The sequence below is a fragment of the uncultured Roseobacter sp. genome, from assembly GCF_947495275.1.
Classification (GTDB): Bacteria; Pseudomonadota; Alphaproteobacteria; order Rhodobacterales; family Rhodobacteraceae; genus Roseobacter.
In genome coordinates, this window is record NZ_CANLYL010000008.1 from 237637 (window position 1) to 251351 (window position 13715).

Genomic DNA, 13715 nt, shown 5'->3' on the forward strand with positions numbered 1-13715 from the left:
TTTAGTTCTCCTTCCCGGCAGCGATGAGCGCTTCCATTTTCTTCCGCCCATTCCTGCCAGTGTCATTGGACACGATGCGACCGTTCGCCATGAAAATGCATCGATCTGCCAATCTCACATGGTCAGGATCATCAGAGATCAAGATGATCGTGTGCTCACCCTTGAGCCGCTCCAAATGCGCTGTAACCGCAGCTTTTCTCATGTAATCAAGACCAGTGTAAGGTTCATTCAACAGATAAATCGAGGCTGGGCGGGTGAAACAACGAGCGAGCGCCAGAGCACTGGAGGTAGCCCGCGGAAGGGTTTCTCGATATGCCTCTGACAACCGTGTGTCCAACCCATCCGGAAACTTTGCCACTTCACTGGTCAATCCGACAGCCGCGATCGCATTCTCAATGTCTTCGACACGAGCCGTTGGCGACGCAAGCCTGAAGTTCTGCAATAATGTCCCGTAGAAGATTTCAGGATTTTTCTGAGCGTAGCTGAATGATTGCCTGAGATCATCTGTCGGGATTTGACGTAAATCGATTCCGTCCAGTTGGACAGACCCGATTGTCGGCTTGTAAAGCCCGATAATCAGCCCCAACAGTGTCGTCTTGCCACTGCCGTTGTTGCCGGCGATAACCACGAATTCGCGCGCCGGGATCTCCAACGAGATTTGCGACAGAACAGGATCAGTTGCCCCTGGAAAGCGATGGCTCACACCTGAAAAGGAAATCTGCCCGTCAAAAGATTTCTGATGTGTGGAAGCCGCGCCCCTGACAGTTTCCTGCGGCAACGCAAGGACCCTGTCCACCTGTTGTTTGCTTTTTAGGAAGCCAACAACCTGAGGCGCATTCGCGTATAGTGACTGCAGCGGCGTCAGAACCTTCCAAACCAGCGACATCACGGCAATCAGCGCACCGAAAGTCATGCTGCCACTCATAGCTGACAACGTGCTCAGAACGATTGCGCCGACGCCCGCGATGGCCATCAGGCTTTGAGCAAAGGCCTGGCAAATCAACTGGAATTTGCGCGCCTTGCGCGACGCTTCTGCCGCCTCCAGAGCCAGTGGTGCATAGCGTTCACGCCAAATGTTCCCTAGTCCCAACCGGTAGATGTTTCGCTGCTGGCCAACTGTTTCGAACATGTAGCTTTGTTGGCGGGCCTTTACCTGCGATGCCGACATGTTCAACGATTGCTGCACGGGCAAAGTAACCCAGATCGCAACGATAAAAATTGCACCCAATCCGACGATCAGGAATCCCACTTGCGGCGCAAGTGCAAACAACAACGCCAGGAAAATCAAGACAAAAGGCAAATCCAGAATAGTCGTCAGAACCTGGCCCGAAAAAATATCCCGCAAACCTTCGAATTGCTTGAAACGAGAAATCTGTTGTTCAACTTCCGACTTTTGAACCTGTTCAAGCGGAAGGGACATCAGTTTCTTGAATAGAGACAGACCCAGTCGATGTTCCACCACGCGCCCGACATAGGCGACTGATTTTGAGCGTGCAAAACGGAAACCTGCATCAGCCACGAGCACCAACAAAGCAGCCAAAGAAAGCGACACCACGAGACTAACTGAACCTGTCGGAATAACCCGGTCATAAATGACCATGACCAGAAGCGGTGTCGCCAATCCCATGAGATTCGTCATCAGCGAGGCAATGAGCAACCACGGCAGCAATCCGCGAAAGCCACGCGTGATACTACGGAAGCTTTCATAACTAGCGTGTTCATCCGTTTGCCCAAACCGGTCGAGCTTGACCAGTTTTCCAGACTCGCTGCTCGGCTTGACCCACTCCGGTTCTTGATCATTTAGGTCGCATACGAGGATCAGGTCATCTTTCTGATCCAGAATTGCCTGGAGGCGACCGGACGATCCGATGAACATCGATGGGCAATCGGACTTTGCAACCTCAGTCTGACGGGCGTTGGCCGAAGACAAGGGAACGCCAAGATTCTGTAGCGTTGTGATCAGATCTTCGGAACTCAGGTCTTGGACAAGGTGTGGGGCGGCTTCGAACAACGTCCGTTGATTGCTGTGCCATCCGGCAGCCAGCATGAGTTTCTCCAGCAATGCGAGGCCGGGGTTTATTGACGATTGCATCATCATGCTGTTTCACCCCAGAGTAAAGCAGCCTCAGCCGCATCTTCTTCGGCATCATCATCCCAAATCTGGGCTCGTCCCGCCAGATCACTCACCAGCAAGACAGATTGGTCGGCAAGCTCCAGAAGCTGTTCTCTTTGCGATGACATCACGATGGTTGTCTGTCCTTTTAACTCGGCCAGACATGCCGCGAAACGGCTCACAGAACGTTCATCCAGAGCAGAGGTCGCATTGCTAATGAGAAGAAGCTTTGGTTGCAAAGCGAGCGCGCGAACGAGACATATGGTCTGGCACATGGCAAAGCTTGTGTGCAGATGATTCCCTTGCCCAAGCGGAGTTCCATAGCCCAGCGGCAGGCGATGGACAATTTTTTCCAGCCCGATCTTTTTCGAGAAATCAAGCGCTCGCTCTACGGAGGCCGCATCCCCAAAGCAGGAGATGTTTTCCAGTAGTGTACCCGTGAAAATCGCGGGAGACTGATCGACATAGACAATGCCCTGATGACCCCGAGCAGATGCAAAGGCAGTAATCGGTTGCCCATCGAGCTCCACTTGTCCCGATGAGGGCCGTAGCTCCGCCAGGATCAGCCGAAGAAACGACTGTTTACCCAAATCCTCTTCTCCGACCACCGATAAAACGGTCCCCGCGTCCACCGAAATCGAAACGTTAGAAAAGAGATTATCACTCCCGTCATCCTTGCTGACCGTGACGCCCTCAAAATTGAGATTTCCCTCAATTTCAAAATCTTGCTCTTGGTCTACCTTGCGTTGTTGCAAGGAAGCGACCTCATCAATCTTGCGACTGGCAGCTTGAACGTTTTCTGCTTGTGCCCAATGGCTGAGCATCTTGAGTAAAGGCTGGACAGTGCGACCGTTCAGCAACATGCACGCAGCCAGCTCAGCCATCCCAATCTGGCCGATGATGATCAGATAACCACCGAAAAGACCCATCGCTGCAACTGACGCTTGAGAAAAAAGCGCGCCAAAGGACTGCGAAAATCCGGAGAACCGGATGAGTTTGTGGCTGATGTCAACCGATTGTTCTTGCAGCAGTTCATAGCGCCTGAGCAGCTGCGGCTCCATGGTTTGAGCCTTCACAGTCACGATCTGCGAAAGGCATTCGATCAGAAATGAATAGCGACGACCATCAAGTGTCTTTCGGTTCTCGAATATTGGGCCCTGAGCGCGTTGCAGGATTGATTTGAAACCCAGAAGCAAACAAAGACTAATCAGCGGAATGGCAACGAGCCAGCCGCCGATCAGACCAATCATCAGAATGAATATCGTTGTGAAAGGCAAATCGATCGCCAACAGACGGCTTTGACCTGCGTAGTAGTCGCGCAATTGTGCGACCGCGCTCAACCGTTCAAAATGTGCGCCTGTTGTGCTGCGGTTGTAGTCTTCGGGCTCTGCATCGAGCGTCCGATCCAGAAACCGCGATCCCAGTTCAAGCTCAAATTTTTGTCCCTGATAGCCAAGGTAGGTAATACGCGCCCATTTCAGGCAGAAATCCAGGATGGTCGTCCCACAAAGACCGATGAACAAAATCGTCAATGTCGAATAAGATTCGAATGGAATGACCCGGTCAAAAACCTGCAGGATAACCAGCGGCAACGCGAGCCCCAACAGATTGATGGCCAAAGACGATACGATAACGGGGAATCCGATTCCCGGCGGGGCAATCAACCCGTTTGCTGGTGTCGTCTGGTCCGACATTCTGGACTGATCTCCCATAGATTCCTCCAAGTCCCACTTGCAGGGTCGGCCACTATTAATTCGTTAAGGCATTGAAATACCTACAGACAATTTCAATAAAATCATCGGGTTAATCTGTGATTCCTTAATCCGACGTTAAACTCGCACCGCAAATAAAGTCGGATTATTCAGGAGCGCGCCCATGTCAGATGAAGACAATCAAGAGCTTGATAATCCCGTCTATCTCGAAGAGGAAAATGAAGCTTCCTTAAAGGAGAAGGTCGCGAACCAAAGCGCCAAAGGCGGGGAGGTGGCACAGGAAGATACCTCTCGAAGCGCACTGCACTATGGCGAGGAACAGGAAGCTGAACCCGAGCGCCAGATCATTGATGGCGCCGGGTCCGACGAGCCATCGGGCGTATTCACCGGCGACAGCATGTCGGAGAATGGCCAAAGGGAGCCGCGCGCATCGGACGAAGGATCACCCGATGACAGTGGCGCTGCTCCGTCATTTGACGCGCGCGCTCAGACGCAGACTCCGAACGGCGCAACAGGTGATCCGGCGTCTCGTCTCAGAACATCGCGTGTTTCAGATGATGAAGGCAATGAACCTCTGGGTTCTTCTGACAACCCTCAGACTATCACTGCCACAACCAATGACAGCGCCGAGGCCCGAGATCAGAATGCGCCTTTGTCCGCACCTCAGTCCGACAATGATACAACGCCTCAGCAGGAGCCCACGGTTGCGCCAAATGAAGCCCCAACTGAGATCCAGTTGGATCAGACCAGCTTAGATGAGAATGAAGGCGGCGCCGTTGTTGGAAAACTCAGCGTGGTCGATCCGAATGCAAGTGATAACCATGAGATCACCCTATCCGATGAACGCTTTGAGGTTGTGGACGGTGAAGTTCGGTTGAAGCCGGGGATCGCATTGGATCACGAGGCAGAGGGTTCAATCTCCCTGGAGATCACGGCGATAGACAGCGATGGCGCCAGCTTTACCCAGAGCTTTGATATCACCGTCAATGACCTCAATGAGGTCCCTACGGAACTATCGCTCGAAGGCGGATTAGTCGCAAGCAACCAGGCCGGCGCGATTGTTGGCCAGGTGACTGTCACAGACCCAGATCAAGGAGAGGTTCATCAGTTTGCCGTCTCCGACGAAAGGTTTGAAGTCGCGGATGGGTTTTTGAAACTGCGTGACGATGTGACGCTCTCTGACGCGGAGCTTGGGGCAATTGATGTGCAGGTGACTGCGGTGGATTCAGGAGGGGCCGAGATCACCGAGAGCTTCGCCTTCCAAGCCGTGGACGCAGCCGATGTGTCGGTATCGTCAGGTTTTCGCGCCAGCTATTTTGATGTCAACCACTCGCTTCGCCAGTTGGACGAGATTGATTGGTCCAGCACGCCCACCCACGAAGACGTTGTAAGTGAAATCAACTATCAAAATGGTCGATCTTCGTTCTGGGAGGGAGGTTCGAAAGACACATTTGGCGCAAGGATCACCGGTAACATCGATGTCGAAGAAGGTGGCAGTTTTGAGTTCTTCCTTGGCGGTGATGACGGTGCCGTTTTGTACATAGACGGTGTCGAGGTCATTGAGAACGATGGGCTCCATTCATACCACACCCGAACTGCGGATATTGAGTTGGAACCCGGCACACATACAATCGAAGTGCGGTATTTCGAAAACTACGGCCATGCGGGGTTGAAGCTGGAATGGGACGGCCCCGGCACCGACGGGCGTGAGTTGGTTGTTGCTCCTGATGTGGATGATCTGCAAACGGTGAATGGGGTTCCATTGACAATTGAATTGGACGTGAGCGCACCCGAAACCGAAGCCCTGCAAAGTGTGACACAGGCGATCGAAGGGCTTCCCGAAGGCACGGTCGTAAGTGCCGGGACGTTTACCGCAGAGGTCGGTGAAAGTGGCGTTGTGGACATCTCCAATTGGGATACTTCCTTGTTGTCGATACAAACGCCAATTGATTTCATCGGTGATGTATCTGCACAAATTACCACCACGACATCATTCGAAACGGGCGGCGACGTCACGACGACCAGCGATCTGGACTTTTCAGTCAGTCAGGCCGAATTGCCACCCATCTCCTCGCAAATACAAACGGGCTTTCACGCCAGCTACTTTGACGTGGATCATTCCCTGCGCCGTCTTGATCAAATCGATTGGACAGATGAGCCCACGCACGAAGAGATCGTTGGGGAGATCAACTACAAGAATGGTCGCGACTCTTTCTGGGAGGGCGGATCAACCGACACATTTGGCGCGAAAATCACCGGCGAGATCAACGTCGAGGAAGGTGGCAGCTTCGACTTTTACCTTGGCGGAGATGATGGGGCGATCCTGTTTGTAAATGGTGTCGAGGTTATTGAAAACGATGGCCTGCATGGGTTCCGGACTCGCAGCGGCGAAATCGAACTGGAGCCGGGGACGCACTCAATCGAAGTGCGGTATTTTGAAAACTACGGCCATGCGGGGTTGAAGCTGGAATGGGACGGCCCTGGAACCGACGGGCGCGAGTTGGTGGTCGCCGATGATGATCTCAGCGTCGCCGAAAATGGCGTGATTCCGGTGAACATCGGGGGCGGAGATCTGTCAGATCAGGCCAGCGTTCAAATATCCGGGCTACCGGCAGATACGATATTGATGAGCGATGACAACGTTTTGGTCTCGGATGGCGGTGAGGTCGATTTGACAGGGTGGGACATGTCCTTGCTTGAAATCGCGCCACCGCCAGGATTTGAAGGCACCATTTCGGGTGAGGTGACCACAACGGATCGCGCGTTTAACGGGCAAGAAGTTACGGGTTCCGACAGTTTTTCCATCAAAGTGGGCGACGCGCCAACTGCAGATGCTCAGCAGGAAAATGATGCCGAGGCGGAGTTCTTGAGTTCCGAAGAAGACAATTCGAATTCCGAAAACTGGGTGGCGGCCTCTGACAATGACGCCTCTTCAGACGACGGCAATGATGAAGTACTGAATGAGGATGTTGAACAGCAGGGTGCCGACGAACAGGGTTATGACACGACCGAGACCTACGAGCGGCAAGACTGGTAAGAGAGGTCGAGGCCCGCTCTGGATAGTCAGGTTCTAAACCGGAACATTCAAGCTGGCCTTTATTCGGTCCATGACGACCGTCGTCTTGAAGCCTTTGATGTCAGGATTGTTATACAAGAAATCTCGAGTGAACGCTTCGTAGTCTTGCATATCCTGAGCCGTGACGATCAGCACAAAATCCGTCTCCCCCGTGACGTAATAGGCGCTCATGACTTCAGCGCAATTTCGAACGGCGCGCTTGAACCTGTCAATAATGTCGGACCGCTCTCGTGCGAGTTCGACTGCCACCAGCATCGTTAATGGCCGCCCAACTGCGGCGGGTGAAACCACAGCGATATCAGCTTCGATAACACCGTCAGCGCGCAACCGATGCAAGCGCCTTTGCACGGAGGTGGCCGACAGCCCGACACGCTCTGACAATTCGCCACTGGTAAGCTGATTGTTGCGTTGGATTTCGTTCAGAAGTTTCCGGTCAATATTGTCCACTAAAGATTTACCCCGCATCTGCTGCCAATTTCACATTTTTTCTGCGGCTGTATACAAATTTCGCAGAAAAAATGCAGGAAGCATCGGTAGGATTGGGCATCAACACGGGATGACCAGATGCCTGAATTAAGTTTTGAACCCGCAGAATATGCCGCACGCCTGTCCGCCGTCAGAGAGACCATGGAGGCGCGAGGGATAGACGCCTTGTTTGTGACCGACCCATCGAACATGGCCTGGCTGACCGGATATGATGGCTGGTCGTTCTATGTGCACCAAGGCGTGCTATTGACCAAGCAAGGCGAACCCATTTGGTGGGGCCGCGCTATGGATTCCGTTGGTGCGCAGCGTACCACCTACCTGCACCATGACAACATCGTCGGATATGAAGACACCTACGTTCAAAATCCCGACAAACACCCGATGGAGAACCTATCAGCGTTGATCAAAGCGCGCGGCCTGGCAAGGGCGACAATTGGCTGCGAGCTGGACAACTACTACTATACGGCGGCTGCGCATCATTCGCTGCAAGCCTGCCTGCCGGAAGCCCACTTCGAGGACACGACAGGATTGGTGAACTGGCATCGCGCGATCAAATCGGCGACCGAACTGGCGTATATGCACCGCGCGGGCCGTATCGTGGAAAAAATGCACAGCGTCATTCGCGAAAAGGCCGAGCCTGGCATGCCGAAAAACGAACTGATCGCGGAAATTTATCATACATCGATCCTGGGTGCCGAGGGTCACTGGGGTGACTACCCTGCCATTGTCCCCATGGCGCCGTCAGGCATGGATGCGACCGCCCCCCATCTGACGTGGGACGATCAACCCCTGCGCTCAGGAGAGAGTACATTCTTTGAGATCGCAGGGGCTCACCGCCGTTATCAATGTCCACAGTCGCGGACGTTGTTCCTTGGTCAGCCACCCCAAAAATACCTTGATGCAGAGAAGGCCGTGCTGGAGGCGATTGAAGCCGGGTTGGAGATGGCGCGCCCGGGCAACCGATGCGAAGACATTGCTCTGGCCTTCAATAAAACCCTTAACAAGCTGGGTTTTGAGAAGGACAGCCGCTGTGGCTACGCCATTGGTCTGTCATACCCACCCGATTGGGGCGAGCGGACAATGTCTTTTCGTTCCGGTGATAAATCCGTGCTGAAGCCGGGCATGACTTTTCACTTCATGCCAGCGTTATGGCTGGACGATGGCGGGCTTGAAATCACCGAACCTATCGTCATCACCGAAACCGGCGTTGAATGCATCTGCACGACACCGCGCGAATTATTCATCAAGGCCTGAGCATGCGCGACAATCCAATCACCCCAACAATTGATTTTGACCGCCAGGGCGTCCAGCATGGTCATTTGCGTCTGCCTTACAGCCGGGATGACAGCGCTTGGGGGTCGATAATGATCCCCATCACCATGGTCAAAAACGGGGAAAGTCCCTGCGCGCTATTGACCGGCGGAAACCACGGGGACGAGTACGAAGGCCCCTTGGCACTTACAGCGCTTGCACAGGAGCTTAAAGCGGAACAGGTTTGTGGAACCATCTTGTTGGTTCCCTTCATGAATCAGCCCGCCTTCGCCGCGGGCACAAGAACCTCTCCGATAGATCAAGGCAATATGAACCGTGCTTTTCCCGGTCTGCCGGACGGCACGCCAACGCAGAAAATTGCTGACTTTTTCCAGCGCAGCCTGCTGCCGATGGCTGATGTTGTCCTCGATTTTCACTCAGGCGGCAGAACACTTGATTTTGTGCCCTTCGCTGCATCGCATATCCTGGACGACAAATCACAAGAGAGGCGTTGCCGCGCGGCGCGGGACGCTTTCAACGCACCCTTCAGCATCGATATGCGCGAAATCGACCCTTTAGGCATGTATGACGCGGCAGCCGAGATGCAGGGAAAGACCTTTGTCACCACGGAGTTGGGCGGCGGCGGCACCGCCACGCCCCGCACCATTTCCATTGCCCGCAAAGGCGCGCGAAATTTCCTGAAACACGCTGGCATTCTGGAAGGCCAGATCGACCTGGCACCAACAAGATCGCTCACGCAACCGGACGATGCTTGTTTTCATTTTGCCGAAGACTCCGGGCTCGTAGACTTCAAACTGGCTCTTGGAGATACCGTAGAGGCTGGTCAACTGCTGGCACATATCTGGAACACGGATCATCTGGGCAGACCCCCACAAAAAATCCATGCCCAACGCGACGGCCTTCTGATTGCACGCCATCACCCCGGCCTGATCCAGCCCGGCGATTGCCTCGCGGTACTGGCTGTCGAAACGACCGCCTGACCAAACTCATTCAAACGCCAAAGGAACGATATGCTTAGGAACGACCAACTGGCGGCATGGGACCGCGACAATTTTTTTCATGCCTCAACCCATCTGGCCCAGCACGCTCGGGGGGAGACCCCAACGCGCATCATTTCGGGCGGCGACGGTGTCTTTATCGAAGATCGGGACGGCACGCGACTTCTGGATGCTTTTGCAGGCCTCTATTGTGTCAATGTCGGGTACGGTCGCCGGGAAATCGCTGACGCGATTGCAGATCAGGCGCGCGAATTGGCTTATTACCATTCATACGTCGGGCATGGCACGGAAGCTTCAGTCACATTGGCCAAAATGATCCTCGACCGTGCGCCGCCCAACATGTCGAAGGTCTATTTTGGGCAATCAGGCTCAGATGCAAACGAAACCAATGTCAAGCTGATCTGGTACTACAACAACATCCTCGGTCGCCCGGAAAAGAAGAAAATCATCTCGCGCTGGCGCGGCTACCACGGGTCCGGCCTGATGACTGGGTCTATGACCGGTTTGGCCCTTTTTCACAACAAGTTCGACCTGCCCCTGAATTCGGTTTTGCACACCACCGCCCCCTATTATTACCGACGCGAAAACCCAGACCTGAGCGAAGAGGCATTTTCGGCTCACTGCGCGCAGGAACTCGAGGCGCTGATTGCCCACGAAGGCGCAGATACAATTGCGGCGTTTATTGCTGAGCCTGTTCTGGGCACCGGGGGCATTGTCCCACCCCCGGAAGGTTATTGGGCGGCTATTCAGGATGTTCTTCGCAGACACGATATCCTGCTGATCGCAGATGAGGTTGTCACCGGTTTCGGCCGGCTCGGTTCGATGTTCGGATCGCTGCACTACGGGTTGGAACCCGACCTCATCACCATCGCAAAAGGTCTGACATCGGCATATGCGCCGTTATCGGGGTCCATCGTATCAGAACGCATGTGGCAGGTGTTGGAGCAGGGCACGGACGAGAACGGTCCCATCGGACATGGCTGGACCTACTCAGCCCATCCGATTTGCGCAGCCGCAGGGGTAGCGAACCTCAAACTGATCGACCAGCTCGGGCTGGTGGACAATGCAAAAACTGTCGGTGCCTACTTTAACGCTGCGATGAAAGACGCCCTTGGCAATCACCGCCATGTCGGCGACATCCGAGGCGAAGGGCTGCTTTGCGCAGTTGAACTGGTCAACGATGTTGCGCAGCGCACACCTTTTGACCCCGCGCTCAAGATAGGGCCGCAGGTCGCTGCCGCAATGCTCTCCAAAGGGGTGATTGCCCGTGCAATGCCGCAAGGCGATATCTTGGGTTTTGCCCCGCCGCTTTGCATTACCGAGCGTGAGGTGGATCAGGTCGTGGACACCACCCGGGTCGCAATTTGCGATATCTTTGACTGAATCTCTTACCCGCATGGTCTGAGATGCGGTCATAAGGCTGCAATCAACGTTATTTGCGCTCTTTGAAGAGACCGTGGAATGCAGACCCTGCTATGGCAACACAACAATATTTCCCGTGTGCTTCTTTTCGACGAAGCTGGCCTGAGCTTGATGCAATTGCTCAAGCGGATAGGTCGCGGCCAGCATCGGCTGCACCTCACCTTGTTCAATGTAGCTCACCAAATCTGCAAAGATGTGGGGTGGTAGTACGGTTGAGCCGGCAAAGGTCAGATCTCGGAGATATAATGTCCGCAAATCAAGGGACACCATAGGGCCCGCAATGGCCCCTGAGCAGGTATACCGCCCACCCCGTTCCAACACATCAATGACTGAGGCGAAATAATCGCCACCGACAACATCCGCGACAACGCTGACCGTGTCTCGACCAATCGCATCATTGAGCGCGGACGGCAGATCAGTTGGCGCGCGCGGCAGGATAGCTTCTGGGTTGAGACGCGCAATCTCTTCGTGTTTATTTTCGCTGGCCAGGCAGACCACGCGTGCCCCGCGCCGCTTGGCCAACTGGATCAACGCCGAACCGACCCCCCCAGAGGCGCCTGTGACCAGCACGGTGTCGCCATCACCGACCTGTGCCCGGGACAACGTCCCCTCCGCGGTGGAATAAGAGCAGGAGAACGTCGCAAGCTCCGCATCACTCATGGCGCTTTCCACCGGATGCACATTTCGGTAATCGGCAACCGAAAATTCGGCAAATCCCCCATCACATTCCGATCCAAAATAACCGGTCTTGTCCTTGTTGAACGGGTCATCCCAGTCCCGCAACCAACAATCGATCATGACCCGTTTGCCCATCAGAGCGGGATCAGCATTTTCGCCCAAGGCCACAACACGGCCCACGGCATCCGCTCCCTGAATGCGCGGAAACGCAATCGCTGCGCCACCCCACGAAGGGTCTTCCTGACCGACTTCACCGTAGGCATCGCCAGTTGTCGCATCGGTCACTGATTTTGAGTACCAGCCTGAACGCGTATTGATGTCTGTATTGTTAAGTCCGCAAGCGCCAACTTTGACCAGTATCTGGTCCGGTAAAGGCTCCGGCGTCGGCCAATCAGCATGATACTGTAGGACTTCGGGGCCGCCGTGCCCGGTCAGTACAAAGGCCTTCATCGTTCTGGGGACTGTCATGGTGTTAGGTCTTTCCGGGAATTCCCTGGGGTGCCAGTATTGCGTGTCTCAGAATTCGGCAGTCTATCAACACAAGGCTTAGCTTCAAGCATCAGCGTTGTCGTGTCCGTACCGATAGCCCATTCTCTTACGAGCTTGCCCAGCGGTTTGCGGGAGTGCTGCAAATTCCACGCAATACCCAATTCCCAATCATCTGGTCTTTCTTTCACGGGGACCCCGACAAATGGTTGACGAATGATCCCCAAACCGAGCATCCAACAGATCGGGTCGCAAAAATGAAAGGCAAGAACATGAGTACATTCGACGAAGATTTGTTTTTGAAGGGGTTGGAGCAGCGCAAGGCGACGCTTGGTGCTGAATATGTGGAAAGGAATTTGGCGGCAGCAGATGATTTCACCCGACCATTTCAGGAGGCGATGACCGCCTGGTGCTGGGGATTTGGCTGGGGGGATGACGTGATTGACGCCAAAACCAGATCAATGATGAATCTGGCGATGATCGGCGCATTGGGCAAGATGTCAGAGTGGGAAATTCACTGCCGGGGCGCCATCACCAATGGTGTCAGCAAAGAGGAGGTTCGGGCGATCATACACGTTGTCGCGATTTACTGCGGTGTGCCGCAGGCCCTTGAATGCTTCCGCGTGGCCCGCCGCGTGTTTGAAAATGACTGACATAACCGAGCATCACTTTCGCTCTTCAATCGTAAATGTGGTCACTACTTGACCCATACGCGATGCAAAGGAACATCCGTTCGTCATGCCTGAGGCCCTAAAACAACCCGCCTGAACAGCGGGTTGTCGGGGTTCGGCTCTACCGGCAAAAGCTGGCGGGTTCAAATGATCCTATACAATCGTTGCTTCGGTGGCGTCGCGAAGCGCTTGCTCGCTGACGCCGTCTGCGCATTCAACAATCCGCAGCCCGTCATCGACAACGTCCAGAACCCCAAGGTTGGTGATGATCCGGTCAACCACGCCCTTGCCTGTCAAAGGCAGGGTGCATTCGCGCAGCAATTTGCTTTCGCCATGTTTGTTAGTGTGGTCCATGACAACAATAACACGCCCCACACCTGCGACCAGATCCATGGCGCCGCCCATGCCCTTGACCAGTTTACCGGGAATCATCCAATTCGCCAGATCGCCATTTTCGGCCACTTCCATGGCGCCAAGAATAGCCGCGGCGATCTTACCGCCGCGGATCATGCCAAAGCTTTGGGCAGAGTCAAAGTAGGACGTGCGGCGCAGTTCAGTAATTGTCTGCTTGCCCGCGTTGATCAAATCCGGGTCTTCTTCGCCTTCAAAAGGGAACGGCCCCATGCCCAGCATGCCGTTTTCAGACTGCAGGGTAATATCCTTCTCGCCGACGTAATTCGCCACCAGCGTGGGAATACCAATGCCAAGATTGACATACATGCCGTCTTCGAGTTCTTCGGCCGCCCGCGCAGCCATCTGATTGCGATCCCAGGACATTATGCATCCTCCTTCTGGCGAACG

At 54.4% G+C, this 13715-nt stretch carries 10 protein-coding genes; 5 read left to right on the forward strand and 5 right to left on the reverse strand.

The features are described 5' to 3' along the window. Nucleotide 1: 1 nt before the first annotated feature. Both Q0802_RS16075 and Q0802_RS16080 read right to left on the reverse strand, forming a co-directional pair. On the reverse strand, nt 2–2098 hold the full coding sequence (locus tag Q0802_RS16075; protein WP_298920126.1) for an ABC transporter transmembrane domain-containing protein: 2097 nt from the start codon (nt 2096–2098) through the stop codon (nt 2–4). Then, on the reverse strand, nt 2095–3807 hold the full coding sequence (locus Q0802_RS16080) for an ABC transporter transmembrane domain-containing protein (protein WP_298920129.1): 1713 nt from the start codon (nt 3805–3807) through the stop codon (nt 2095–2097). The genes Q0802_RS16075 and Q0802_RS16080 overlap by 4 nt, the downstream gene beginning before the upstream one ends. A gap of 181 nt (nt 3808–3988) precedes the next feature. Between Q0802_RS16080 and Q0802_RS16085 the strand changes: the two genes are divergently transcribed. Further along, the gene (locus Q0802_RS16085) at nt 3989–6862 is read left to right on the forward strand and encodes a PA14 domain-containing protein (protein ID WP_298920132.1); all 2874 of its coding nucleotides are present in this window, start codon (nt 3989–3991) and stop codon (nt 6860–6862) included. Nucleotides 6863–6895: 33 nt separating this feature from the next. Here the strand turns inward: Q0802_RS16085 and Q0802_RS16090 are convergent, their stop codons facing one another. Next, nucleotides 6896–7348: an Lrp/AsnC family transcriptional regulator gene (locus Q0802_RS16090; protein WP_298920134.1), complete on the reverse strand. Its 453-nt coding sequence runs from the start codon at nt 7346–7348 to the stop codon at nt 6896–6898. Nucleotides 7349–7465: 117 nt separating this feature from the next. Here Q0802_RS16090 and doeA point away from each other — a divergent pair, with 117 nt between their 5' ends. From doeA to Q0802_RS16105, 3 genes are read left to right on the forward strand one after another with little or no spacing between them, the layout of a single operon-like run. Then, nucleotides 7466–8641 (forward strand): ectoine hydrolase DoeA, encoded by a 1176-nt coding sequence (doeA, locus tag Q0802_RS16095; RefSeq protein WP_298920137.1) that lies wholly within the window; start codon nt 7466–7468, stop codon nt 8639–8641. 2 nt (nt 8642–8643) lie between these two features. After that, entirely contained in the window at nt 8644–9639 is a 996-nt protein-coding gene (gene doeB / locus Q0802_RS16100; RefSeq protein ID WP_298920138.1) for a N(2)-acetyl-L-2,4-diaminobutanoate deacetylase DoeB, read from the forward strand. Nucleotides 9640–9669: 30 nt separating this feature from the next. Continuing rightward, nucleotides 9670–11040: an aspartate aminotransferase family protein gene (locus tag Q0802_RS16105; protein ID WP_298920140.1), complete on the forward strand. Its 1371-nt coding sequence runs from the start codon at nt 9670–9672 to the stop codon at nt 11038–11040. Between the two features lie 90 nt (nt 11041–11130). Here the strand turns inward: Q0802_RS16105 and Q0802_RS16110 are convergent, their stop codons facing one another. Further along, complete coding sequence (locus Q0802_RS16110) at nt 11131–12225, reverse strand: alcohol dehydrogenase family protein (RefSeq protein WP_298920141.1); 1095 nt, start codon at nt 12223–12225, stop codon at nt 11131–11133. Between the two features lie 290 nt (nt 12226–12515). On the opposite strand from Q0802_RS16110, the gene Q0802_RS16115 reads away from it, so the two are divergent. Beyond that, nucleotides 12516–12896, forward strand: a complete 381-nt coding sequence (locus Q0802_RS16115; RefSeq protein ID WP_298920143.1) for a carboxymuconolactone decarboxylase family protein — start codon at nt 12516–12518, stop codon at nt 12894–12896. Between the two features lie 171 nt (nt 12897–13067). On the opposite strand, the gene Q0802_RS16120 is transcribed toward Q0802_RS16115, so the two are convergent. Further along, the gene (locus tag Q0802_RS16120) at nt 13068–13691 is read right to left on the reverse strand and encodes a 3-oxoacid CoA-transferase subunit B (RefSeq protein WP_298920158.1); all 624 of its coding nucleotides are present in this window, start codon (nt 13689–13691) and stop codon (nt 13068–13070) included. Between the last annotated feature and the right edge of the window lie 24 nt (nt 13692–13715).